This window comes from Streptomyces tremellae (assembly GCF_039540215.1).
Lineage (GTDB): Bacteria > Actinomycetota > Actinomycetes > Streptomycetales > Streptomycetaceae > Streptomyces > Streptomyces tremellae.
This window is the reverse complement of record NZ_BAABEP010000036.1, coordinates 1-22,380: the sequence shown is the minus strand read 5'-3', so window position 1 is coordinate 22,380 and position 22,380 is coordinate 1. Positions and strand designations below refer to the sequence as shown.

Annotated in this window: 22 protein-coding genes and 1 pseudogene; 15 read left to right on the top strand and 8 right to left on the bottom strand. The window is 73.0% G+C overall.

Features of this window, described 5'->3' with window-relative positions:
- Nucleotides 1–92: 92 nt before the first annotated feature.
- From ABEA77_RS22420 to ABEA77_RS22410, 3 genes are all read right to left on the bottom strand, one after another.
- On the bottom strand, nucleotides 93–1,100 hold the full coding sequence (locus ABEA77_RS22420; RefSeq protein WP_425588361.1) for a COX15/CtaA family protein: 1,008 nt from the start codon (nucleotides 1,098–1,100) through the stop codon (nucleotides 93–95).
- A 76-nt stretch (nucleotides 1,101–1,176) separates the two neighbouring features.
- The gene (locus ABEA77_RS22415; protein WP_345650501.1) at nucleotides 1,177–1,983 is read right to left on the bottom strand and encodes an ABC transporter permease; all 807 of its coding nucleotides are present in this window, start codon (nucleotides 1,981–1,983) and stop codon (nucleotides 1,177–1,179) included.
- Nucleotides 1,980–2,936 (bottom strand): ABC transporter ATP-binding protein, encoded by a 957-nt coding sequence (locus ABEA77_RS22410; RefSeq protein ID WP_345650499.1) that lies wholly within the window; start codon nucleotides 2,934–2,936, stop codon nucleotides 1,980–1,982. Before ABEA77_RS22410 ends, ABEA77_RS22415 begins: the two co-directional genes overlap by 4 nt.
- A gap of 144 nt (nucleotides 2,937–3,080) precedes the next feature.
- Here ABEA77_RS22410 and ABEA77_RS22405 point away from each other — a divergent pair, with 144 nt between their 5' ends.
- The 13 genes from ABEA77_RS22405 to dapD all read left to right on the top strand — a co-directional run bounded on the left by ABEA77_RS22405 (nucleotide 3,081) and on the right by dapD (nucleotide 13,617).
- The gene (locus ABEA77_RS22405) at nucleotides 3,081–3,854 is read left to right on the top strand and encodes a helix-turn-helix transcriptional regulator (protein ID WP_345650496.1); all 774 of its coding nucleotides are present in this window, start codon (nucleotides 3,081–3,083) and stop codon (nucleotides 3,852–3,854) included.
- Nucleotides 3,851–5,272, top strand: a complete 1,422-nt coding sequence (sufB, locus tag ABEA77_RS22400; RefSeq protein ID WP_345650494.1) for a Fe-S cluster assembly protein SufB — start codon at nucleotides 3,851–3,853, stop codon at nucleotides 5,270–5,272. The genes ABEA77_RS22405 and sufB overlap by 4 nt, the downstream gene beginning before the upstream one ends.
- A gap of 61 nt (nucleotides 5,273–5,333) precedes the next feature.
- On the top strand, nucleotides 5,334–6,518 hold the full coding sequence (gene sufD / locus ABEA77_RS22395) for a Fe-S cluster assembly protein SufD (RefSeq protein ID WP_345650492.1): 1,185 nt from the start codon (nucleotides 5,334–5,336) through the stop codon (nucleotides 6,516–6,518).
- On the top strand, nucleotides 6,518–6,835 hold the full coding sequence (locus ABEA77_RS22390) for a bifunctional 3-phenylpropionate/cinnamic acid dioxygenase ferredoxin subunit (protein WP_345650489.1): 318 nt from the start codon (nucleotides 6,518–6,520) through the stop codon (nucleotides 6,833–6,835). Before sufD ends, ABEA77_RS22390 begins: the two co-directional genes overlap by 1 nt.
- A 7-nt stretch (nucleotides 6,836–6,842) precedes the next feature.
- A complete protein-coding gene (sufC, locus tag ABEA77_RS22385) occupies nucleotides 6,843–7,607 on the top strand; it encodes a Fe-S cluster assembly ATPase SufC (RefSeq protein ID WP_345650486.1) in 765 nt (254 codons plus the stop codon).
- The gene (locus ABEA77_RS22380; protein WP_345650483.1) at nucleotides 7,604–8,869 is read left to right on the top strand and encodes a cysteine desulfurase; all 1,266 of its coding nucleotides are present in this window, start codon (nucleotides 7,604–7,606) and stop codon (nucleotides 8,867–8,869) included. Before sufC ends, ABEA77_RS22380 begins: the two co-directional genes overlap by 4 nt.
- Nucleotides 8,870–8,884: 15 nt before the next feature.
- Entirely contained in the window at nucleotides 8,885–9,349 is a 465-nt protein-coding gene (sufU, locus tag ABEA77_RS22375) for a Fe-S cluster assembly sulfur transfer protein SufU (protein WP_345650480.1), read from the top strand.
- Complete coding sequence (locus ABEA77_RS22370; RefSeq protein WP_345650478.1) at nucleotides 9,346–9,681, top strand: metal-sulfur cluster assembly factor; 336 nt, start codon at nucleotides 9,346–9,348, stop codon at nucleotides 9,679–9,681. The genes sufU and ABEA77_RS22370 overlap by 4 nt, the downstream gene beginning before the upstream one ends.
- A 240-nt stretch (nucleotides 9,682–9,921) precedes the next feature.
- Nucleotides 9,922–11,337 (top strand): uracil-xanthine permease family protein, encoded by a 1,416-nt coding sequence (locus tag ABEA77_RS22365; RefSeq protein ID WP_345650475.1) that lies wholly within the window; start codon nucleotides 9,922–9,924, stop codon nucleotides 11,335–11,337.
- 66 nt (nucleotides 11,338–11,403) lie between these two features.
- Nucleotides 11,404–11,727, top strand: coding sequence for a DMT family transporter (locus ABEA77_RS22360; RefSeq protein ID WP_345650474.1), 324 nt, complete (start codon nucleotides 11,404–11,406; stop codon nucleotides 11,725–11,727).
- On the top strand, nucleotides 11,724–12,311 hold the full coding sequence (locus ABEA77_RS22355; protein ID WP_345650472.1) for a TetR/AcrR family transcriptional regulator: 588 nt from the start codon (nucleotides 11,724–11,726) through the stop codon (nucleotides 12,309–12,311). Before ABEA77_RS22360 ends, ABEA77_RS22355 begins: the two co-directional genes overlap by 4 nt.
- Nucleotides 12,312–12,321: 10 nt before the next feature.
- A complete protein-coding gene (locus tag ABEA77_RS22350) occupies nucleotides 12,322–12,570 on the top strand; it encodes a hypothetical protein (protein WP_345650469.1) in 249 nt (82 codons plus the stop codon).
- Between the two features lie 60 nt (nucleotides 12,571–12,630).
- Nucleotides 12,631–13,617, top strand: a complete 987-nt coding sequence (gene dapD / locus ABEA77_RS22345; protein WP_345650466.1) for a 2,3,4,5-tetrahydropyridine-2,6-dicarboxylate N-succinyltransferase — start codon at nucleotides 12,631–12,633, stop codon at nucleotides 13,615–13,617.
- An 82-nt stretch (nucleotides 13,618–13,699) separates the two neighbouring features.
- On the opposite strand, the gene ABEA77_RS22340 is transcribed toward dapD, so the two are convergent.
- Nucleotides 13,700–15,529, bottom strand: a complete 1,830-nt coding sequence (locus tag ABEA77_RS22340) for an endonuclease/exonuclease/phosphatase family protein (RefSeq protein WP_345650464.1) — start codon at nucleotides 15,527–15,529, stop codon at nucleotides 13,700–13,702.
- Between the two features lie 281 nt (nucleotides 15,530–15,810).
- Here ABEA77_RS22340 and ABEA77_RS22335 point away from each other — a divergent pair, with 281 nt between their 5' ends.
- Entirely contained in the window at nucleotides 15,811–17,304 is a 1,494-nt protein-coding gene (locus ABEA77_RS22335) for a hypothetical protein (protein ID WP_345650592.1), read from the top strand.
- A gap of 107 nt (nucleotides 17,305–17,411) precedes the next feature.
- Here the strand turns inward: ABEA77_RS22335 and ABEA77_RS22330 are convergent.
- From ABEA77_RS22330 to ABEA77_RS22315, 4 genes and pseudogenes are all read right to left on the bottom strand, one after another.
- Nucleotides 17,412–17,931: pseudogene (locus tag ABEA77_RS22330) on the bottom strand (TetR family transcriptional regulator); the annotation flags it as partial.
- A gap of 28 nt (nucleotides 17,932–17,959) precedes the next feature.
- On the bottom strand, nucleotides 17,960–18,313 hold the full coding sequence (locus ABEA77_RS22325) for a hypothetical protein (RefSeq protein ID WP_345650461.1): 354 nt from the start codon (nucleotides 18,311–18,313) through the stop codon (nucleotides 17,960–17,962).
- Nucleotides 18,314–18,434: 121 nt separating this feature from the next.
- On the bottom strand, nucleotides 18,435–19,553 hold the full coding sequence (locus ABEA77_RS22320) for a hypothetical protein (RefSeq protein WP_345650458.1): 1,119 nt from the start codon (nucleotides 19,551–19,553) through the stop codon (nucleotides 18,435–18,437).
- A complete protein-coding gene (locus ABEA77_RS22315) occupies nucleotides 19,550–20,509 on the bottom strand; it encodes a 5-dehydro-4-deoxyglucarate dehydratase (RefSeq protein ID WP_345650455.1) in 960 nt (319 codons plus the stop codon). Before ABEA77_RS22315 ends, ABEA77_RS22320 begins: the two co-directional genes overlap by 4 nt.
- A gap of 319 nt (nucleotides 20,510–20,828) precedes the next feature.
- Here ABEA77_RS22315 and ABEA77_RS22310 point away from each other — a divergent pair, with 319 nt between their 5' ends.
- Entirely contained in the window at nucleotides 20,829–21,638 is an 810-nt protein-coding gene (locus ABEA77_RS22310; protein ID WP_345650453.1) for an NAD-dependent epimerase/dehydratase family protein, read from the top strand.
- Nucleotides 21,639–22,380 lie beyond the last annotated feature (742 nt).

The following is a 22,380-nucleotide window of genomic DNA, read 5'->3' as shown; positions in this document are numbered from 1 at the left end:
GTACGCACCACCCGTACCGCGCACGACGGCCCGGTCCCACCCCCGCGGGGGAGGGACCGGGCCGTCGGCCGTACGGCGGGCGGCGGCCGCGGTCAGACCGTGGCGGCGAGCGGCGGCTCGGTCTGCGCCGGGAGGCCCGGCGCCGTGACCGGGCGCTCGCGCAGGCTCACCGCGACGCGCAGGACGCCGATCCACACGGCGCAGACGCCCAGCATGTGCACGGCGACGAGCGTCTCGGGCACGCCGGTCGCGGACTGCACGACACCGACGACGCCCTGTGCCAGCAGGACGAAGAGGAAGTTGCGGGCCAGCGCACGGGTGTCGCGCGGCGCGTCCACGACGTGCAGGCCGATCCAGACGGCGGCGGACATCGCGACGACGAGGCAGGCGAGGCCGCCGTGCACGTACACCGTGTCCAGCCAGTCGAACGGCATCCGCGGCACCTTGCTGCTGTCGCCCGCGTGGATGCCGGAGCCGGTGGTGACGGTGCCCGCGGCGATCAGCGCGGCCGTCGCGGCGACCATCCACGCCGTCAGGCGGCGCAGCGGCAGCGGGGCGCGCGGCCGGGCGGGCAGGTCGCCCTCGCGGGAGCGCAGCCAGGCCAGGGTGGTGACGGTGACGAAGACCATGGCGAGCAGCAGGTGGCCCGCGACGGTCCAGGGGTTGAGCTTCACCAGCACGGTGATGCCGCCGAGCACCGCGTTCGCCACGACCAGCCAGAACTGCGACCAGGCGAGCCGGGTGACGCTGCGCCTGCGGGGCTCGGCGCAGCGGGCCACGACGATCGCCCAGCCGACGACGACGCAGAGCACGTCGGTCAGCATCCGGTTGCTGAACTCGATCGCGCCGTGCACGCCGAGCGTGGGCGTCGCCGTCAGGCTGGCGTCCGAGCACTTGGGCCACGTGGGGCAGCCGAGCCCCGAGCTCGTCAGGCGGACCGCGCCGCCGGTGACCACGATGACCACGCTCATCACCACCGCCGCGAGCAGCGACCAGCGGACCAGGCGGGGGGAGGGCGTCCAGCGCGCGGCGAGGAAGGCCAGGGGGTTGCGGGCCGCTTCGGCCACGGCCGCCCGGGTGACGTTCGGCATGGGCCTCATCGTAGGCGCCCGCTTGTGCGCGTTTTCACGAGGGGTGCTCCGCGGAGAGCCCGACCGCACGAGGGGGCCGCGCGGGTCACTCCCAGCGGAAGAGGGCGCCGGCCGCGCCGAGCCCCGCGACCGTCCACGCGGCGAGGACGCCGAGGTCGCCCCAGGGCATCGAGGCGCCGTGCTGGAGCACGTCCCGCAGCCCGCCGGAGAGCGCGGCGATCGGCAGCAGCTGGAGCACCTCGCGCGCCGCGTCGGGGAACTTGTCGAGCGGCACGACCACCCCGCCCGCGACCAGCAGCAGGATGAAGACCAGGTTGGCGGCAGCGAGCGTCACCTCGGCCTTGAGCGTGCCCGCCATCAGCAGCCCGAGCCCGGAGAACGCGGCCGTGCCGAGCAGGAGCAGGAGCGCCACGGCGGCCGGGTCCCCGTGCGGCGACCAGCCGAGCAGCAGCGCGATGACCGTGAGCAGTGCCACCTGGAGGATCTCCGTGACCAGCACGCACAGCGTCTTCGCGGCCATCAGACCCCAGCGCGGCAGCGGCGAGGCGCCGAGCCGCTTGAGCACGCCGTAGCGCCGGTCGAAGCCCGTCGCGATGGCCTGCCCGGTGAAGGCGGTGGACATCACGGCGAGCGCGAGGACGCCGGGGGCGAGGAAGTCCACGGACCTGCCGCTGCCGGTGTCCACGACATCGACCGTGGAGAACAGCACAAGCAGCAGCGAGGGGATGACCACCGTGAGCAGCAGCTGCTCGCCGTTGCGCAGCAGCAGCTTGGTCTCGAACGCGGTCTGCGCGGCGATCATCCGGACGAGCGGCGCCGCGCCGGGCGCCGGTGCGTGGGCGCCCGTGCCCGAGCCCGTGCCCGTACCCGCGGGGCCGGTGGTGGCGGTCATCGGCGCAGCTCCTTGCCGGTCAGTTCGAGGAAGACGTCCTCCAGCGTGTGCCGCTCCACGGAGATGCCGTCCGGCAGCACGCCGTGCTGCGCGCACCAGGAGGTGACGGTCGCGAGCAGCTGCGGGTCGACCGTGCCGGTGATCCGGTACGCGCCAGGCGTCAGCTCCGCGGCGCCCGTGCCGTCCGGCAGGGCCTTCAGCAGCGAGCCGAGGTCGAGCCCGGGGCGGCCGGTGAAGCGCAGGGTGTTCTCCGCGCCGCCCCTGCACAGCTCCTCGGGGTCGCCCTGCGCGACGACACGCCCGGCGTCGACGATCACCACGTCGTCCGAGAGGCTCTCGGCCTCGTCCATGAAGTGCGTGGTCAGCACGGTGCTGACGCCGTCGGCGCGCAGCTCCCGCAGCAGGTCCCAGGTGGCGTGGCGTGCCTGCGGGTCGAGGCCGGCGGTGGGCTCGTCGAGGAAGACGAGCTCGGGGCGGCCGACGACGGCGAGCGCGAGCGCGAGCCGCTGCTGCTGGCCGCCGGAGAGCCGCCGGTAGGCCGTACGGCCGCAGGAGCCGAGGCCGAGGCGCTCGATCAGCGCGTCCACGTCCAGCGGGTTGGCGTACAGGCGCGCCATGTGGCGCAGCATCTCCTCGGCGCGCGCGCCGGAGTACACCCCGCCCGACTGGAGCATCACGCCGACGCGGGGGCGCAGCGCCGCCGCGTCGGCGACCGGGTCGAGGCCGAGGACGCGTACGCTGCCCGCGTCGGGTCTGCGGTAGCCCTCGCAGATCTCGACGGTGGTGGTCTTGCCCGCGCCGTTCGGTCCGAGCACCGCGGTCACCGTGCCCGCGCGCACCAGCAGGTCGAGGCCGTCCACGGCGGTCTTGGTCCCGTAGCGCTTGACCAGGCCCCGGATCGACACGACGGGATCCGGGCCGCCGCCTGTGGTGTCGGGGGAGTCGCTGTGCATGGCGGAAGTCTAGGCAGCGCTTCCGGGGGCCGGGACCACCGGGGACCCGCCCCCTTGGTTAGGTTACCCTAAGTGATGTAGGGCACCGTCGATCGTCGCGGACCGTGGTTGTCACTGTGCTCGGAATTACGCAACAATGGCGTTGTGAAAAACGTCGGCGAGACTCGGGAGGCCCCCAAGGGGACCCCGCAGGACGACCTGGCGACCGGTGAGCACTCGACCCGCAACCGCGTCGCGCGGTCCATCCTGGACCACGGCCCCTCCACGGTGGCCGAGCTCGCCGACCGCCTCGGCCTGACCGCCGCCGCCGTGCGCCGCCACCTCGACGCGCTGGCCGCCGAGAGCGTGGTCGAGCCCCGCGAGAAGCGGGTCTACGGCTCGCGCGGCCGCGGCCGCCCCGCGAAGGTCTTCGCCCTCACCGACTGCGGCAGGGACGCCTTCGACCAGTCCTACGACAAGCTCGCCGCCGACGCGCTCCGCTGGATCGCCGCCGCCGCGGGCGGCGGCGAGGCGGGCGAGGCCGCCGTCGCGGCGTTCGCCCGCGCCAGGCTCGCCGCCCAGATGGAGGCGTACCGCGCCCCCGTCGAGGCCGCGCCCCCCGGCACCCGCGCCGCGGCGCTCGCCGAGGCGCTCAGCGCCGACGGCTTCGCGGCCACCACCCGCGCCGCGCCGAACGGCCAGGGCGAGCAGCTCTGCCAGCACCACTGCCCCGTCGCGCACGTGGCGGAGCAGTTCCCGCAGCTCTGTGAGGCCGAGACGGAGGCTTTCTCCCAGCTCCTCGGCACGCACGTGCAGCGGCTCGCGACCATCGCCCACGGGGACGGCGTGTGCACGACCTTCGTACCGCGGACGCCCCACGGCGCCGCCCCCCGCACCGACCCCACCACTGACAGCACAGCCGGGAGGAACCCCGCATGACGCTCCCCACGGATACCGCCCATCCCGAACTCGAAGGCCTGGGTAACTACGAATTCGGCTGGGCCGACCCCGACACCGCGGGTGCCGCCGCCAAGCGAGGCCTCTCGGAAGAGGTCGTCCGCGACATCTCGGCGAAGAAGAACGAGCCCGAGTGGATGCTGAAGCTGCGCCTCAAGGGCCTGCGGCTGTTCGGCAAGAAGCCCATGCCCAGCTGGGGTTCCGACCTGTCGGGCATCGACTTCGACAACATCAAGTACTTCGTGCGCTCCACCGAGAAGCAGGCCGAGTCCTGGGAGGAGCTGCCCGAGGACATCAAGAACACCTACGACAAGCTCGGCATCCCCGAGGCGGAGAAGCAGCGCCTCGTCGCGGGCGTCGCCGCGCAGTACGAGTCCGAGGTGGTCTACCACCAGATCCGCGAGGACCTGGAGTCGCAGGGCGTCATCTTCCAGGACACCGACACGGCCCTCAGGGAGCACCCCGAGCTGTTCAAGGAGTACTTCGGCACGGTCATCCCGGTCGGCGACAACAAGTTCGCGTCGCTGAACACGGCCGTGTGGTCCGGCGGCTCCTTCATCTACGTGCCGAAGGGCGTGCACGTCGACATCCCGCTCCAGGCTTACTTCCGTATCAACACGGAGAACATGGGCCAGTTCGAGCGGACGCTGATCATCGTCGACGAGGACGCCTACGTCCACTACGTCGAGGGCTGCACCGCGCCGATCTACTCCTCCGACTCGCTGCACAGCGCCGTCGTGGAGATCATCGTCAAGAAGGGCGGCCGCTGCCGCTACACGACGATCCAGAACTGGTCGAACAACGTCTACAACCTGGTCACCAAGCGCGCCGTGGCGTACGAGGGCGCGACCATGGAGTGGGTCGACGGCAACATCGGATCCAAGGTCACGATGAAGTACCCGGCCGTCTACCTGATGGGCGAGCACGCCAAGGGCGAGACCCTCTCCATCGCCTTCGCGGGCGAGGGGCAGCACCAGGACGCCGGCGCCAAGATGGTGCACATGGCGCCCCACACGTCCTCCAACATCGTCTCCAAGTCGGTGGCGCGCGGCGGCGGCCGCACCTCCTACCGCGGCCTGATCGAGATCGGCGAGGGCGCCGAGGGCTCCAAGTCCAACGTGCTGTGCGACGCGCTCCTCGTCGACACGGTCTCGCGCTCCGACACGTACCCCTACGTGGACGTGCGCGAGGACGACGTGTCGATGGGCCACGAGGCCACCGTCTCCAAGGTCTCGGAGGACCAGCTGTTCTACCTGATGAGCCGCGGCCTCTCCGAGTTCGAGGCGATGGCGATGATCGTGCGCGGCTTCGTCGAGCCGATCGCCAAGGAACTCCCCATGGAGTACGCGCTGGAGCTCAACCGGCTGATCGAGCTGCAGATGGAGGGCGCGGTCGGCTGACGGCCCCCGCCCCCGCCCCGAGACAGCACCAGTGACAGACAGAGAGAACACGACGACAGCCATGGCTGAGGCCCAGAATTCCCCCGCACCCGCGGGCTCCACGACCACCGGTGCCATCGCGGTGGCGGCCGAGTCCACCGTGGCCACGCGCATGAGCGCGCCGCCCTCCTACGACGTCGGCGACTTCCCCGTGCCGCACGGCCGCGAGGAGGAGTGGCGGTTCACCCCGCTGGAGCGCCTGCGCGGGCTGCACGACGGCACCGCGGTCGCCGACGGCCGCATCCGGGTGGACCTGACCGCGCCCGAGGGCGTCACGCAGGAGACCGTGGGCCGCGACGACCCCCGCGTGGGCCGGGCGGGTGTGCCCGCCGACCGCGTGGCCGCGCAGGCGTACTCCTCCTTCGAGAAGGCGTCCGTGGTGACGGTCCCCAAGGAGACCGTCCTCACCGAGCCCATCAGGATCGCCGTGCACGGGCAGGGCGGGACCGCCTTCAGCCACCAGGTGATCGAGCTCGGGGCCTTCGCCGAGGCCGTCGTCGTCCTCGACCACAGCGGGGACGCGGTCGTCGCGGCCAACGTCGACTTCCTCGTCGGCGACGGCGCCAAGCTGACCGTCGTGTCCGTGCAGGACTGGGACGACACCGCCGTGCACGTCGCGCAGCACAACGCGCGCGTCGGCCGCGACGCGTCGTTCAAGTCCGTCGTCGTCACCTTCGGCGGCGACCTGGTGCGGCTGCACCCCCGCGTCGAGTACGCGGGCCCCGGCGGCGAGGCCGAGCTGCTCGGCCTGTACTTCACCGACCGCGGCCAGCACCAGGAGCACCGCCTCCTCGTCGACCACAACACCCCGCACTGCAAGTCCAACGCGACCTACAAGGGCGCGCTCCAGGGCGACGACGCGCACGCGGTGTGGATCGGCGACGTGCTGATCAGGGCGGCGGCCGAGGGCACCGACACCTACGAGATGAACCGCAACCTCGTCCTCACCGACGGCGCCCGCGTCGACTCCGTGCCCAACCTGGAGATCGAGACGGGTGAGATCGCCGGCGCCGGACACGCCTCCGCCACCGGCAGGTTCGACGACGAGCAGCTGTTCTACCTGATGGCCCGCGGCATCCCGGAGACCGAGGCGCGCCGCCTCGTCGTCCGCGGCTTCTTCGCGGAACTCGTCCAGCAGATCGGCCTGCCGGACGTCGAGGAGCGGCTCATCGCGAAGATCGAGGCGGAGCTGGAGGCATCCGTCTGATGGCCTTCGCCCGCGTCTGCGCCCTGAGCGAGCTCGAAGAGGACACCCCCAAACGGATCGAGCTCTCAGGCACCCCCGTCGCCGTCGTCCGCACCGAGGGCGAGGTGTTCGCGATCAACGACATCTGCTCGCACGCGAACGTCTCCCTCTCGGAGGGCGAGGTGGAGGACTGCCAGATCGAGTGCTGGCTGCACGGCTCCAGCTTCGACCTGCGCACCGGCAAGCCGTCCGGACTGCCCGCGACGCGCCCCGTCCCCGTATACCCCGTACAGATCCAAGGGGACGATGTGCTCGTCTCCGTCACCCAGGAGTCCTGAGGCACCCATGGCAACGCTCGAAATCAACGACCTGCACGTCACCGTCGAGGCGGAGGGCGGCCCCCGCGAGATCCTCAAGGGTGTCGACCTGACCGTCAAGCAGGGCGAGACGCACGCCATCATGGGCCCCAACGGCTCCGGCAAGTCGACGCTCGCCTACTCCCTCGCGGGCCACCCCAAGTACACGGTCACCGGCGGCACCGTCACCCTCGACGGCGAGGACGTCCTCGCGATGACCGTGGACGAGCGGGCCCGCGCCGGCCTCTTCCTCGCCATGCAGTACCCGGTCGAGGTCCCCGGCGTGTCCGTCTCCAACTTCCTGCGCACCTCGGCCACCGCCGTGCGCGGCGAGGCCCCCAAGCTGCGCACCTGGGTCAAGGAGGTGCGGGAGACCATGGAGAACCTCCAGATCGACCCCGCCTTCGCCGAGCGCAACGTCAACGAGGGCTTCTCGGGCGGCGAGAAGAAGCGCCACGAGATCCTCCAGCTCGAACTGCTCAAGCCGCACATCGCGATCCTCGACGAGACCGACTCGGGCCTCGACGTGGACGCCCTGCGCATCGTCTCCGAGGGCGTCAACCGCGTCCGCGACACCGGCACGGTCGGCACGCTGCTGATCACCCACTACACGCGCATCCTGCGCTACATCAAGCCCGACTTCGTGCACGTCTTCGCGCAGGGCCGCATCGCCGAGTCCGGCGGCGCCGAGCTCGCCGACAAGCTGGAGAACGAGGGCTACGAGGCATATGTGAAGGGAGGCGCGACGGCGTGACACAGACGCGGGAACCGCACGGCCTGCTGGACACGGAGGCGATCCGCAAGGACTTCCCCGTCCTCGGCCGACTGGTCCACGACGACCGCAGGCTCGTGTACCTGGACAACGCCGCGACGTCCCAGACGCCGCGCCAGGTCCTCGACACGATGACCGAGTACTACGAGCGCCACAACGCCAACGTCCACCGCGGCGTGCACGTGCTCGCCGAGGAGGCCACGGCGCTCTACGAGGGCGCGCGCGACAAGATCGCGTCGTTCGTCAACGCCCCGAGCCGCGACGAGGTCATCTTCACCAAGAACGCCTCCGAGTCGCTGAACCTGGTCGCCAACATGCTGGGCTGGGCCGACGAGCCGTACCGCGTCGACAGCGACACCGAGATCGTCATCACGGAGATGGAGCACCACTCCAACATCGTCCCGTGGCAGCTGCTCGCGCAGCGCACCGGCGCGAAGCTGAAGTGGTTCGGCCTCACCGACGAAGGCCGCCTCGACCTGTCGAACATCGAGGAGGTCATCACGGAGAAGACGAAGATCGTCTCCTTCGTGCTGGTCTCCAACATCCTCGGCACGCACAACCCGGTCGAGGAGATCGTCCGCAGGGCGCAGCAGGTCGGCGCGCTCGTCATGATCGACGCCTCGCAGGCCGCCCCGCACATGCCGCTCGACGTGCAGGCGCTGCAGGCCGACTTCGTCGCCTTCACCGGCCACAAGATGCTCGGCCCCACCGGCATCGGTGTGCTGTGGGGCCGCCAGGAGCTGCTGGAGGACCTGCCGCCGTTCCTCGGCGGCGGCGAGATGATCGAGACCGTGTCGATGCACTCGTCCACCTACGCCCCCGCACCGCACAAGTTCGAGGCGGGCACGCCCCCGATCGCCGAGGCCGTGGGCCTCGGCGCGGCGGTGGACTACCTCTCCGCCATCGGCATGGAGAGGGTGCTCGCACACGAGAAGGCCCTCACCGCATATGCGGTCGAGCGTCTGCTCCAGGTCCCCGACCTGCGCATCATCGGACCCACCACGGCCGAGGAGCGGGGCGCGGCGATCTCCTTCACCCTGGGCGACATCCACCCGCACGACGTGGGGCAGGTGCTGGACGAGCAGGGCGTCGCCGTGCGCGTCGGCCACCACTGCGCGCGGCCCGTCTGCCTCAGGTACGGAATTCCCGCGACCACCAGGGCGTCGTTCTATCTGTACTCCACCCCGGCCGAGGTGGACGCCTTGGTCGACGGCCTGGAGCACGTCCGTGACTTCTTCGGATAGGGACAGGGCCGAGTCGTGAAACTGGATTCGATGTACCAGGACGTCATCCTGGACCACTACAAGCACCCGCACGGGCGTGGTCTGCGGGACGGCGACGCCGAGGTGCACCACGTCAACCCCACGTGCGGCGACGAGATCACGCTGCGCGTGCGCTACGAGGGCTCGACCGTCGCCGACGTCAGCTACGAGGGCCAGGGCTGCTCCATCAGCCAGGCCAGCGCCTCGGTGCTGAACGACCTGCTGGTCGGCAAGGACCTCGCGGAGGCGCAGAAGATCCAGGCCACGTTCCTGGAGCTGATGCAGTCCAGGGGACAGGTCGAGCCCGACGACGCCATGGAGGAGGTGCTGGAGGACGCGGTCGCGTTCGCCGGCGTCTCCAAGTACCCCGCCCGTGTGAAGTGCGCCCTGCTGAGCTGGATGGCCTGGAAGGACGCGACGGCCCAGGCCCTGGGCGAGAGCCCGCACAAGGAGACGGCATGAGCGAGAACGAGACCCTGATGAAGCCGGCCTCGGAGGACGAGGTCCGCGAGGCGCTGTACGACGTCGTCGACCCCGAGCTGGGCATCGACGTCGTCAACCTCGGCCTCATCTACGGGATGCACATCGACGACGACAACACCGTCACCCTGGACATGACGTTGACGTCCGCGGCCTGCCCGCTGACCGACGTGATCGAGGACCAGGCGAAGGCGGCCACCGACGGCATCGTCAACGAGCTCAGGATCAACTGGGTCTGGATGCCGCCGTGGGGCCCGGAGAAGATCACGGACGACGGCCGCGAGCAGCTGCGGGCGCTCGGCTTCAACGTCTGACCGCGCCCGCACCGGGCGGCGCCGCACGGCCCCGTGGCCGGCCCCTGCGAGGGCCGGCCACGGGGCCGTTCGTGTTTTCTCCGTTTCTCCGCCCCTTCCGGTGTCCCGGGCCCGTCCGGTTTGGCCGCGCGCTGATGTTCCGCTTTAAATGAGCTGTTCAGCTGTTCGACCGGTGGCGGAGCGGCGCGGCTCCGCCGGAAGCGGCGACGCAGGCGAGAGCGACGAAGCGGGAGAACGGCCATGGCGGGCTTCGGGTGGAAGCTGCACGGCGACGGCAAGCACCTGGGACCCGGGGACGTGGTCAGGCCGGGGGAGCGGCTCTCCTGGGGCCGCACGGTCGGCCTCGGCGCCCAGCACGTGGTGTCCATGATCGGCGCGTGCTTCGTCGCGCCCGTCCTGATGGGCCTCGACCCCAGCCTCGCCCTGATGGCGTCGGGGGTGGCCACCGCGCTGTTCCTGCTCGCGACCCGCGGGCGGGTGCCGAGCTACCTCGGCTCCTCGCTCTCCTTCGTCGGCGTCTCCGCCGCCATCGCCGGCCAGGGCGGCGACGCCGGCACCCTCACCGGCGCGATGCTCGTGGTCGGTGCCTGCCTCGCGGGGTGCGGCGTCGCCGTGCAGGTGCTCGGCGCGCGGATCATCCACGCGGTGCTGCCGCCGCCCGTGACCGGCGCGGTCGTCATGCTGATCGGCTTCAACCTGGCGCCCGTCACGGCCGGCACGTACTGGCCGCAGGACCAGTGGACGGCCCTCGCGACCATGGCCTTCACCGGCCTCGCCCTGGTCGTGCTGCGCGGCTTCTGGTCCCGTGTCGCGATCTTCCTCGGGCTGGTCTTCGGATACGTGCTGTCCTGGGTGCTCGACCGCACCGCGGGCCGCATCCACGCGGCGGACGGCTCGGGCAAGGTCGTCGACCACTGGCGCGTCGACTTCTCCGGTGTCGGCTCGGCCCACTGGATCGGCCTGCCGCACGTCCACGCCCCGCACTTCACCGGTTCCGCGATCCTGGTCGCGCTTCCGGTGCTCGTCGCGCTGCTCGCCGAGAACACCGGGCACGTCAAGGCCGTCGGCGAGATGACGGGCGACCCGCTCGACGACGTGATGGGCACCGCGATCGTCGCGGACGGCGCGGCCACCGTGCTCTCCACCGCCTTCGGCGGGCCCGCCACCACGACGTACGCGGAGAACATCGGCGTCATGGCCGCGACCCGGGTCTACTCGACGGCCGCCTACTGGGCCGCCGCCTGCTTCGCGCTGCTGTTCGGGCTCTGCCCGAAGTTCGGCGCGGTCGTCGCCGCGATCCCCGGCGGGGTGCTCGGCGGCATCACCGTCATCCTCTACGGCATGATCGGGCTGCTCGGCGCGCAGATCTGGATCCGCAACAAGGTCGACTTCGCCCAGCCCCTCAACCTGGTCCCGGCCGCCGCGGGCGTCATCATCGGCGTCGGCGGCGTCTCGCTGAAGATCACCGGCGACTTCGAGCTGAGCGGCATCGCCCTCGGCACGCTGGTCGTGCTCACCGCGTACCACGGCCTGCGCTGGCTCTCGAAGACCGCGGGGACCCCCCAGCCCCCGCTGCTCGACGGCGGCACCGCCGAGTACGACTCGCCCCCCGCCACCGCTCCCCGCCCCGGCGAGGACACCGGGCCCACGGCCTGACCGGGCCGGCCGCGCTCGCCGAGGGACTGTGTACGGTCGTACACAGTGCTGTGTACGCTCGTACGCATGGGATATCTGCTCCTCTCGGGAGCCATCGCGGCGGAGATCGCCGCCACCACCGCCATGAAGTTCAGCGAGGGCTTCACCCGGCTGTGGCCCTCGCTCGTCACGCTCTGCGGATACGTGCTCTCGTACGCCCTGCTCTCGCAGACGCTCAGGACGCTGTCCGTGGGGACCGCCTACGCGATCTGGGCCGGTGCGGGCACGGCCGTCATCGCCGTGATCGGCATGCTGTTCCTGCACGAGTCCGTGAGCCCCGCGCGGCTCGCGGGCATCGCCCTCGTTATCGTCGGGGTCGTGCTGCTCAACCTCGGCGGAAGCCACTCATGACGCGCCGCTACGACCCCGACAGGCGCGGGCGGATCATCGACGCCGCCATCCGGGTCGTCGGCCGCTCCGGCATCGCGGGGCTCAGCCACCGCACCGTGGCGGCCGAGGCGGACGTGCCGCTCGGCTCGACCACGTACCACTTCGCCTCGCTCGACGAGCTGCTGATCGCGGCGCTGCGCCAGGCCAACGAGGGCTTCGCCGCGCTGATCGGGGACGGCGGGCGCCTCGCGGGCCCCGGCGCGGACGTCGCCACCACACTCGCCCGGCTCACCGGCGAGTGGCTCGCGGGCGAGCGCACCGGGGTGGAGCTGGAGTACGAGCTCTACCTCGCGGCCCTGCGCAGGCCCGCCCTGCGCCCCGTCGCCGCCGAGTGGACCGACGCCGTCTCGGAGATCCTCTCCGCGCACACCGACCCGACGACCGCCCGTGCCCTGGTCGCCCTCCTCGACGGCATCTGCCTCCAGGTGCTGCTGACCGGCGACACCTACGACGAGGCGTACGCGCGCGAGATGTTCGGGAGGGTGCTGCTCGGCGGCGGCAGCGGGCCGCGCGAGGGCGCCGCGGCACCGGGCGGGGACGGGTAGGTTGGCCCGTGTGAACACGCCCGTACCGCCTGAGGCCGAGCCGCAGGGCAGCCCCGCCGGCCCCGGCACGGCCCCCGAGATCACCTACGCCGAGTGCCGCCAGTGCGGCACGCTCATCGCGGGGCTCGACGGCCGCTACAGCTGCGGCGTCTGCGGCTGGGTCAACCACCACTCCGAGGGGCACAGGCCCCTGCCGCGCGCCGAGGACGACGAGCACCGCGGCCACGGCTGCGGGGCCGACGCCAACCGACTGGGCTGAGCGGCCCCGGCGGACCGGGGCGGTTGGCCCCGGGCGCGCCGCTGCGGATAGGTTTTCGGTATGACCGATACGACCTCCCGCCCCTCAGGCGCGGCCGCCGCGGGCCTCGCCACCGTCGCCGCAGACGGCACCGTACTCGACACCTGGTTCCCCGCCCCCGAGCTCGTGGCAGAGCCGGGCCCCGCGGGCACCGAGCGCCTCTCCGCCGAGCGCGCGGCCGAACTGCTCGGCGACGCCGCCCGGCGCGCCGCGGGCCCCGACCCGCGCCGCGGTGTGGAGGTCGTGGCCGTGCGTACGGTCATCTCCTCGCTGGACGAGAAGCCGCTCGACGCACACGACGCCTACCTGCGGCTGCACCTGCTCAGCCACCGGCTCGTCCCCCCGCACGGCCAGAGCCTCGACGGCATCTTCGGCCTGCTCGCCAACGTGGCCTGGACCTCGCTCGGCCCGGTCCCCGTGGACAGCCTGGAGACCGTGCGGCTCAACGCCCGCGCGGACGGCCTGCACCTCCAGGTGACCTCCGTCGACAAGTTCCCCCGCATGACGGACTACGTGGCGCCCCAGGGCGTGCGGATCGCCGACGCGGACCGGGTCAGGCTCGGAGCCCACCTCGCCGCCGGCACGACCGTGATGCACGAGGGCTTCGTCAACTTCAACGCGGGCACGCTCGGCACGTCCATGGTCGAGGGCCGGATCTCGCAGGGCGTCGTGCTCGGTGACGGCTCCGACATCGGCGGCGGCGCCTCCACCATGGGCACGCTCTCCGGCGGCGGCACCGAGCGCATCGTGATCGGCGAGCGCTGCCTCATCGGGGCCGAGGCCGGCGTCGGCATCGCCCTCGGCGACGAGTGCGTGGTCGAGGCGGGCCTGTACGTCACGGCCGGCACCCGGGTCACGCTCCCCGACGGCCAGGTCGTCAAGGCGCGCGAGCTGTCCGGCGCGAGCAACATCCTCTTCCGCCGCAACTCGGAGACGGGCCGGGTCGAGGCCCGCCCGAACAACGCGGCCTGGGGCGGCCTCAACGACGTGCTGCACGCGCACAACTGACGGCGGCAGCGGCGGGTCGGGCGCGGCGGGGGCGCGGGGGCACACGGCTGGCTCCCGCGCCCCCGCGCGCGCCGCGCGCGCCTCACGGGCGCAGGCGCAGCACCTGCGGGTCGTGGTCGCTGTCCTGCCGGGCGAACTCCGCGTTGATGTGCACGCTGTCGTACCGGAAGTCCGTGATCGACGGCGTGGTCAGGATGTGGTCGAGCGTCTGCGTGTTGCCGTTGTAGACGTACGAGTAGCGCTCGGGCACCGGCAGCGTGTCGATGTCGTCGTGGAGCACGCCGCCCTTGGTCAGGGCCGCGAGCGTGCCGGAGAACTGGAAGTCGTTGAGGTCGCCGAGCACCACCACGTCCGCGTTCTTCCGTACCGCGCGGATGTCCCTGACGAAGGAGTTGACGGCCTTCGCCTGCTCCTGCCGCTGCGCCTCCGAGGAGCGCGTCGGCGGCTGGTGCTGCGAGGTGAGCGACTCGTCGCCGCCCTTCGAGACGAAGTGGTTCGACACCACGAAGACCCGCTTGCCGCGGAAGGTGAACTCGCCGACGAGCGGCTTGCGGCTGTCCTGCCAGGCGGGGTTGCCCGGGTCGAGGCGGCCGGGGGAGAGCGTCAGGTCGGGCCCGCCCTGCGCGGAGACGACCCGCGTCCCGGTGGTGGCGTCCGCGGTGCCGCGGTCCTCGAAGGAGACCCGGGCGGGGTTGTAGAGGAAGACGTTGCGGATGTTGCCGCCGGGCTGGCCGCCGTCCTTGTCGTTCTCCGGGTCGACGGAGCGCCAGGCGTACGCGGGGCCGCCGTGCGCGGCGATCGCGTCGACGAACTTCCGCACGGTCCCGGCCGCGGAGACGGTCCCGTCGTCCTTCGCGCCGCTGTCGTCCTGGATCTCCTCAAGCGACACGATGTCGGGCGAGGACAGGTTGGTGACGACGGCGGACGCCAGCGAGTCGAACTTCGACTGCGGGTCGGTGGGTGCGAGGTTCTCCACGTTGTACGTGGCGACGGCGAGCTGGTCCTTCTTCTGCTTCGCCGTCACCTCGCGCCGCAGGCCCTTGTCGACGACGGTGCCGAGCCGCCCCGCGACGATGGTGTAGCCGCCGAACTGGTTGAAGTCGAGGGGGCCCTCGGTGGTGCCCTTGAGCCGGTCGCCCACGTTCGCCGCGGGGAAGGGGCTCTGCGCCGTGGACGCCTGCTGCTGGATCTGCACCCGGCCGGTGTTCTGCTCGTCGTACGAGCCGTAGACCGTGCCGCCACGCCGGTCGGCGTCCTCCGACGGCTTCACCGTCACCCACAGCTCGCCGTACTGGTCGCTCGCGCCCACGACGCGGGTGTCGGAGACGCTGACGTTCATGCCCTCGAGCGACTCGAAGTAGTCGAGCGCGTACTGCCGGGGCTTCAGCTTCAGGCCGTTGACCGAGCCGCCGGTCGCGGCGGTGCCCGTAGGAGCGTACGCGGCGGGGACGGACCTGGCGGTGATCTTCACGGGGGCGGGCAGTGCGTTGCCCGACGAGACGACCGTCACCTCGGGGGATGTCAGCTCGGTCTCCGACTGCTCGCCCGAGGCGGCGCCGCCGGGCACGAACTCGCTGACGGTGCCCGACACCGTGACGCTGTCGCCCACCGCGACCGCCGGGTCGGAGCCGGTGTAGACGAACAGGCCCTCGCTGGTGGCCGGGTCGTCGTCCGGCTCCGGGTCCTGGAACCAGAACCCCTTCGAGCTGCCGTAGGCCCGTACGCCGGTGACGACGCCGGGCACGTCGGCGACAGGCGACCCGACGAGCGGCGAGATCCTCGTGGTGCCCTGGATGCCGTGGATGCGTACCCCGGCGGCCGACGCGGGCCCCGCGGTCACGATGAGCCCGCCCGCGAGGGCGAGGGCGACGAGGGCCGGCACGGCGGCCGTTCTCGGCAGGGAAGAGACCATCACAGACTCCGAAACTGGCAGGCGCCGGCGGAAGCGGGGGCGTGGACTTCGTCGATTTCTACGCGCGTCAATCTCGTCTGTCGGTGTCGGGCGTGTCAAGAGTGCCTGGGTGTACGGGGGTTGTCGCCGGGATGAACCACCGCGGCGCCCGCGCCCGCGGGGGCGGGCGCCGCGGGCGGCGAGCGGTGCGGCCCGGGAGTCCGGCGCGGTTACGCTGGGGTCGCCGACCGCCGACGCTGCGGCGCGCAGCCGTCCACCGAGGAGTGAGCCGTCAGATGTCCGTGCCCGCAGACCGCATGACCCTGCCGCCGGTGCGGCTGCCCTCGGAGGCCGAGCTCGCGCGGGACGCGCTCGCCGCGCCGCTGGTCGGCCGCGCGGTGCGGCTCGCGCGCTGGGCCGGCCCCGGGACCCGGGTCGACGCGGAGGGCGAGCTCGTGGCCGACGAGCTCGCGTCCGCCGCCGAGGTGCTCGGGCTGACGGGGGAGACGGGCGAGGACGACGCGGCCGACGCCTGGCGCGCCGCGCTCGACACCGGCCTCGTGGAGGTGGCGCGCGGTGCCGGGCCCGCAGAGGACGAGGACAGTGGGGACGGCGGGGGCGGTGCGGGCCGCGTCCTGCCGGGCGAGCAGCTGAAGGCGGTCACCTCGGGCAGCCCCAAGGACGTCCTCGCCTACTGGCTCGACCTGCTCGACGTGGCCCTCGTGGACGCGGCAGCGCCGGTGCTGGACGCCACGTCCGCCGCCTTCCAGGAGGACGGCGGCTTCGACTTCGACGCCCTCGACCTCGACCCGGAGGCGGAGGCCGAGTTCCTCGACGGCGTGCTCGGCAACCTCTACCAGCTGACCGTCAGGGACGACACGGCGACCGGCAGGGCGGCCGCTCCCGTGCCGCTGCCCGCGCTCGCCGCGTCGGTGATCGTGCCCGACGACATGGACGAGCCGACCGACGACGTCCTGGAGCAGGTCTCCGACGCGATGGTCAGGCTCGACGACCAGTTCCAGGTGCTCGAACCGGTCGGCCTCGTCGCCTACACCCCGGTCGACGCGGCCCTGATGGCGGACGCCGACGCGCCCGCCGGCGAGCAGGAGGCGCCGCTGAGCGAGGACGACGTGGCGCGCTACGGCCTGGTCACGCTGACCCCGCTCGGCCTGTACGGGCTCAGGGCCCGGCTGATGGACGCGGGCATGGCGGCGCCCCGGGTCGGCGACCTCGCGGACCGGGATGCGCGCGGCCTGCTCGACGGCATCGCGGGCTACCCGGAGTGGGCGGCGCGCGAGGAGACCGAGCAGTGGCTCGCGGGCCGCGGGGCCGGGCAGGCGGCCGCCGCCCTGCTGGAGGCCGCGCACGGCAGGGACGCCGGCGCACCGCTGCGCCGCCTCAACTGCCAGCAGGCGCTCGCGCTGATCGGCCCCGCCGCGGAGCCCGCGGTGCGCGGTGTGCTCGACGACCCGGAGCTCGGCGGCCTCGCGCGGGTCTGGCTCGCGGAGCTCGGCACGGGCACCCCGGTGCCGCCGCCCTCACCCGAGCTGGTGTTCTGGCTGACCGTCGACACGATCGCGGCCCAGCTCGACGCGGAGGGTGAACCCGACGAACTCCGGGAGCTGGTCGAGGGACTCGTCGGCAGGCATGCCGGCTTCTTCGACGAGGCGTGGCGGGTGGACCACCCGGCGACCGCCGACGTGCTGGAGGCGATCGGCAGGCTCCACCCGGACCGGGCCCTCGCGAAGGAGGCCAGGAAGGCCGCGTTCCGCAGCCGTTCCCGCGGCGAGGCGTGACCCCGCCGAGCCGGGCGGGTCGTGCCGGGCGTCGTCGACGGCGGGCCGCGCCGTCGAACGGCCGCTCCCGGGGAGGCTCGACCTGAACGAGGGCGCCTGACGCGGGATCAGGCGTGTGCCGCGCCGCCGTCCGCCGCCGGGCGGCTGAGCCACTCGCGCAGCAGGAGCTGCTCGGCGCCGCTCAGGACGTCGGCATCGTCCGGGAGGGCGGCGCGCAGGGCGCGGGCCGCCGGGGCGGGCCCTGACTCCGCGGCGGGGACGGGCCGGTTGCGCGCGGGTGACGGCGGCGACCATGGACTCGCGGAGAACGGTGAGCAGCGCCGGACTGCGCCGTCCCTGCGGGGTCGAGTTCCAGGTGATGACCGCGCCCTGGCCGGTGGCCTGGATGATCTGGGCCGCCGGCTCCTCATCGACCCGGAGCCTCCCTCCGGCCGCCAGCCGGCGCGCCCGGCCGCGGAGCATCTCCAGGCCCGTGCGGTGTGCCAAGTCCGGTACCCGGCCGATGGCCCGGTTCATCACCGCGAACAGTTCGGGGCGCGAGGTCCCGAACCCCACGACCGCGTCCCAGGCGCGGCGCAGCTCCTCCGCGGGGTCTTCCGGCGCGTGGTCGAACTGCGCGCGCTTGCGTGTCCTGGACCGCTCTGCGCAACGGCTTCTACGCCGCCGGCGCACTGGAGTTCCTGAAGTCCGCCCGCCGCACCGGTGACATCGCCCTCCCCGTGGACGGCCCGGTCGCCTGGACGGGCCACGACGACCTGGCTGAGGCCACCGCGGCGATCCTCGCCGACGAGGGGCGGTTCGAGGGGCCCACCCCGCCGCTCACCGGCCCGGCGGCGCTCGACTTCGACGCGGTGGCCGGGATCGCGTCCCGGGCCACCGGGAGGCCCTTCACCCGCACCGCCGTCACGGACGGCGCCTTCCGCGAGCAGGCCCTGGCGCACGGTGTCCCCGCGCCGGTCGCCGACCTGATGCAGAGCATCTTCGCGGCGGCGCGGAACGGCGAGTTCACGTCCGTCGACCCGACGCCGGCCGAACTGACCGGCCGGGAGCCCGCCACCTTCCGCGTCCTGTGGAGCACGCCTGGGCCGCATGGCGCCGGCGGGCGCGCGATCGCCCCTTCCGGGGCCGCCTCACAGCGCGCGCAGGGCCTCCCGTACGGCCGCCAGGTCGGCCGTGGAGGCGAGGCCCGCGTGGTACAGGCGCAGTTCGGTGGCGCCGAGCGCGCGGGCCCGCGACGCGTCGGCGGCGAGGGTGGCGGGGCTGCCGCCCATGCCGCCGACCACGGTGAAGTTGGCGGCGACCACCCCGGCACCCGCCGCGGCGAACGGTTCGAGCACGCCCTGGGGGCCGCCCGCGCACGGGACGACGACGCCGTCCGCGACCTTCGCGATGTGCGCCGCGTCGACCCCGGTGTTGGCGCCGGTGCGGTGCGGGTGCGGGTCGGCGTGCAGCAGGATCCGGAAGCCGGCGGGCGCCGCCGCGCGCACCGCGGCCACCACCCGCTCCTGGAAGGCGCGGGCCACGCGGCCGCGCCACCCCATGGTCCTGCGCCGCAGCGCGCCGCCGGCGTCCGGGGCGCTGTCCGCGAGTGCGGCGCGGACCTCCTCGGGCGTCACACCGTCCCCGTGCTCCGCGAGGCCCTCGCGGCAGACGCCGCAGAAGCAGACGGACATCAGGTACTGCTCGGTCTCGCCCGCGGCGAATCCGGCGGTCTTGTCGTGCGCGTGCAGGTGCGCGAGCCCGTACCAGCCGCAGGACTCCAGCTCGGTGCCCGTGGCGCCCGGGCGCACGGCCGCCTCGACCGCCAGGTCGGTCAGGTACGCGGCCACCTCGGGGCGTGCGATGCACGGCGCCCACGGGTAGCGGTCGCCGTACGCGTTGACCACGGAGGTCTCCGGGTGCTCGGCGCCGAGGCGGGAGTTGTGCGCGAGCACCACCCAGCTGTGCACGGCGAGGCCCGCGTCGGCGAGCGCGGAGGCGGCCTCGCCGAAGGCGTCACCGCGCGCCCACCCGCCCGCCGCGTAGGGCCGCAGCTCCCGGCCGGCCCAGCGCTTTTCGGACGGCGGGTAGAGCACCGCCGCGTGCTCCGCCGTGACGATCCTGTGGTGCGGGTGGCGCGGGGTGACGGCCCGCGTCGAGTGGTACGCGGAGGCCAGTGTGGCCTGCTGGACGCCGAGGTCCGCGACGCGCCCGGGGGCCGCCGCGTCGCCCCGCACGTCCCACGGGTAGAGGAACGCGGACGCCCTCATGCGTCCTCGCCCTGCGTCCGGGCGACGAGCGCGAGGCCGTGCTCCACGATCTCCGTCAGCTCCTTGAGGTGGGCGGGCTGCGGCTCGGACAGCGGGCTGCGCACCTCGCCGACGTCCAGACCGCGCATCCGCACGCCCGCCTTGACCAGTGAGACCGCGTAGCCGCGGCCTTTGGCGCGCAGTTCGACGAGCGGCCGGTAGAAGCCGTCGAGCAGGCGGTTCACGGTGGCGTCGTCGCCGGTGTTCAGCGCCCGGTGGAAGGCGACGGCGATCTCCGGCGCGAAGCAGAACACGGCCGACGAGTAGAGCGTGATGCCGATGCCGCGGTAGGCGAGACCGGTCAGCTCCGCGGTGGGCAGGCCGTTGAAGTAGAGGAAGTCCCGGCCTGGTTCCGCGCTGCGCACGGCGCTGACGATGCGCTGCATCAGGTCGAGGTCGCCCACGCCGTCCTTGAGGCCGACGATGTTCTCGGTCCGGGCGAGTTCCACCACGGTCTCGGGCGTGAAGACGGCGTTGTCCCGCTGGTACACGATGACCGGCAGCTCCGTGGCCGCGGCGAGCGCGGTGTAGTGCCGCAGCAGGCCCTCCTGGCCGGCGACGACCAGGTACGGCGGCATGGCGAGCAGCCCCTCCGCGCCCGCCTCCTGCGCGATGCGCGCGTACTGGACCGCGAGCGCGGTGCCGTATCCGGCGCCCGCGACGACGGGCACGCGCCCGGCGGTGGCCTCGACGGCGGCGGCGACGTACGCGCGGAACTCCTCGGGCGTGAGGGCGTGGAACTCGCCGGTGCCGCAGCAGGCGAAGACGGCCGCCGCGCCCGCCTCGACGCCCGCGGCGACGTGCTCGCGGTAGGTGGCCAGGCCGGGACCGCCGTCCGGGCCGTACGCGGTGACGGGGAAGAACAGCGGCCCCTCCCCGCGGGTGAGGCGGTCGGTGAGCGGGGCGGCTGAGGTCACGGAATGCTCCCTGCTGCTCTGTGCACGTCTGTGATTTGTGTCTATATTTCTGAACACTCCCACGCTAATGGGCCCCCTCCGCCCCGGTCAAGCCGGGTGTCGCCCGATCTCGCGTTCCGTCGCGCCCCGGGCGTGCGGTGCGCCGGCCCGGCCCGATTCACGATATTCCCGTATGGGAAGAGGGGGAACGGGGTGGTGGCGCGCCCCGCCGGGCGCCCGCGACCGGCCCCCCTTGACGCCCCCCGCGCGGCCTCCCTAGGTTGAGCGGGAACCGCTCGATCACGCATATGAACGACGTTTACGGAGCTGAGTGACCGCCATGCCCGCACCTCGTACCGTCCTGCTCACCGGCGCGGCCGGCGGCCTCGGCACCCTGATGCGCGGGCTGCTGCCCGCACACGGCTACGAGCTGCGCCTCTTCGACGCCGTCCCCGTCGAGGGGGAGCCGGACGCGATCACCGCGGACCTCGCCGACACCGGCGCGCTGCGCGAGGCCGTGCGCGGCGTGGACGCGGTACTCCACCTCGCCGGGATCTCCCTGGAGTCCACCTTCGAGAAGATCCTCCGCGCCAACGTCGAGGGCACGTACAACCTCTACGAGGCGGCGCGTGCCGAGGGCGTCGGGCGGATCGTCTACGCGTCGAGCAACCACGCCGTCGGCTACACCCCGCGCCCCGCCGGGGGCGAGCCCCTGGTACCCGTCGACACCCCGCGCCGCCCCGACACCTTCTACGGGCTTTCCAAGTGCTTCGGCGAGGACCTGGCGCAGCTCTACTGGGACAAGCACGGCATCGAGACCGTCTCCGTCCGCATCGGCTCCTGCTTCCCCGAACCGACCACCGTGCGCATGCTCTCCCTGTGGATGAGCCCCGCCGACGGCGCCCGCCTCTTCCACGCGGCCCTCACCGCCCAGGGCGTCGGCCACACCGTCGTCTACGGCTCCTCGGCCAACACCCGCCTGTGGTGGGACCTGTCGAGCGCGCGGGCCCTCGGCTACGAGCCGCAGGACGACTCGGAGCCGTACGCGGCGAAGCTCATCGCGGAACAGGGGGAGCTGCGCCCCGACGAGCCCGACCACGCGGGGCTCGGCGGTCACTGGGTGTCGAACCCGCCCCTGTGGCCCCGCTGAAAAGTAAGGGAACGGCAAAGCCGGGCCGCTCGTTACGCCTGGCATGACTGAGATGACCCCGGGCTCGAACCTCCCGCTCCCGACCACCCGCGTGACGGTGGACGTCGCGGCGCCCGTCCGGCTCGACGTGTCGGCACTGCTGCTCACGGCCGCGGGCAAGGTCCGCTCCGACGACGACTTCATCTTCTACAACCAGCCCGCGGGCCCCGGTGTCACCTACCGCTCGGGCGGCGGCTCGGGACCCGACGCGGTCGTCGTCGACACGGCGGCCGTGCCCGCGGACATCGAGAAGATCGTCGTGACGGCGAGCCCGGACGCGGCGGGTGCGACCTTCCAGGGCACGGAGCCCACCGCGACGGTCCGGAGCACCGACGACGGGGCCGTCGTCGGCGCGTTCACCCCGCCGCGCCTCGGCGCGGAGACCGCGCTGCTCGTCGTGGAGCTCTACCGGCGGGGCGGCGCGTGGAAGGTGCGCGCCGTGGGCCAGGGGTACGCGGACGGGCTGGCCGGGATCGCCACCGACTTCGGCGTCTCGGTGGACGACGACGCGGTGGCCGCGCCGCCCCAGGCGAGCGCGCCGGCCCCCGCCGGCCGGCAGGACCCGGCGGCCCCGCCCGCGCCTCCCGCCCCGCAGGCCTCCTCCGCGCCGCCGGCCTCCTCCGCCTCCTCAGGCCCGCCGTCCGCGCCCTCAAGTCGGAGGCCAAGCGGTCTTAGGAAGACAACGTGCGATCCCAACTCCTTG

Excerpts from the sequence above, each read along its gene's own strand:
- ABEA77_RS22415 (WP_345650501.1), bottom strand. The coding sequence starts at position 1,983 with ATGACCGCCACCACCGGCCCCGCGGGTACGGGCACGGGCTCGGGCACG.
- ABEA77_RS22420 (WP_425588361.1), bottom strand. The coding sequence starts at position 1,100 with ATGAGGCCCATGCCGAACGTCACCCGGGCGGCCGTGGCCGAAGCGGCC.
- ABEA77_RS22410 (WP_345650499.1), bottom strand. The coding sequence starts at position 2,936 with ATGCACAGCGACTCCCCCGACACCACAGGCGGCGGCCCGGATCCCGTC.
- sufB (WP_345650494.1), top strand. The coding sequence starts at position 3,851 with ATGACGCTCCCCACGGATACCGCCCATCCCGAACTCGAAGGCCTGGGT.
- sufC (WP_345650486.1), top strand. The coding sequence starts at position 6,843 with ATGGCAACGCTCGAAATCAACGACCTGCACGTCACCGTCGAGGCGGAG.
- ABEA77_RS22360 (WP_345650474.1), top strand. The coding sequence starts at position 11,404 with ATGGGATATCTGCTCCTCTCGGGAGCCATCGCGGCGGAGATCGCCGCC.
- sufD (WP_345650492.1), top strand. The coding sequence starts at position 5,334 with ATGGCTGAGGCCCAGAATTCCCCCGCACCCGCGGGCTCCACGACCACC.
- ABEA77_RS22370 (WP_345650478.1), top strand. The coding sequence starts at position 9,346 with ATGAGCGAGAACGAGACCCTGATGAAGCCGGCCTCGGAGGACGAGGTC.
- ABEA77_RS22390 (WP_345650489.1), top strand. The coding sequence starts at position 6,518 with ATGGCCTTCGCCCGCGTCTGCGCCCTGAGCGAGCTCGAAGAGGACACC.
- ABEA77_RS22340 (WP_345650464.1), bottom strand. The coding sequence starts at position 15,529 with ATGGTCTCTTCCCTGCCGAGAACGGCCGCCGTGCCGGCCCTCGTCGCC.
- ABEA77_RS22365 (WP_345650475.1), top strand. The coding sequence starts at position 9,922 with ATGGCGGGCTTCGGGTGGAAGCTGCACGGCGACGGCAAGCACCTGGGA.
- ABEA77_RS22320 (WP_345650458.1), bottom strand. The coding sequence starts at position 19,553 with ATGAGGGCGTCCGCGTTCCTCTACCCGTGGGACGTGCGGGGCGACGCG.
- ABEA77_RS22355 (WP_345650472.1), top strand. The coding sequence starts at position 11,724 with ATGACGCGCCGCTACGACCCCGACAGGCGCGGGCGGATCATCGACGCC.
- dapD (WP_345650466.1), top strand. The coding sequence starts at position 12,631 with ATGACCGATACGACCTCCCGCCCCTCAGGCGCGGCCGCCGCGGGCCTC.
- ABEA77_RS22310 (WP_345650453.1), top strand. The coding sequence starts at position 20,829 with ATGCCCGCACCTCGTACCGTCCTGCTCACCGGCGCGGCCGGCGGCCTC.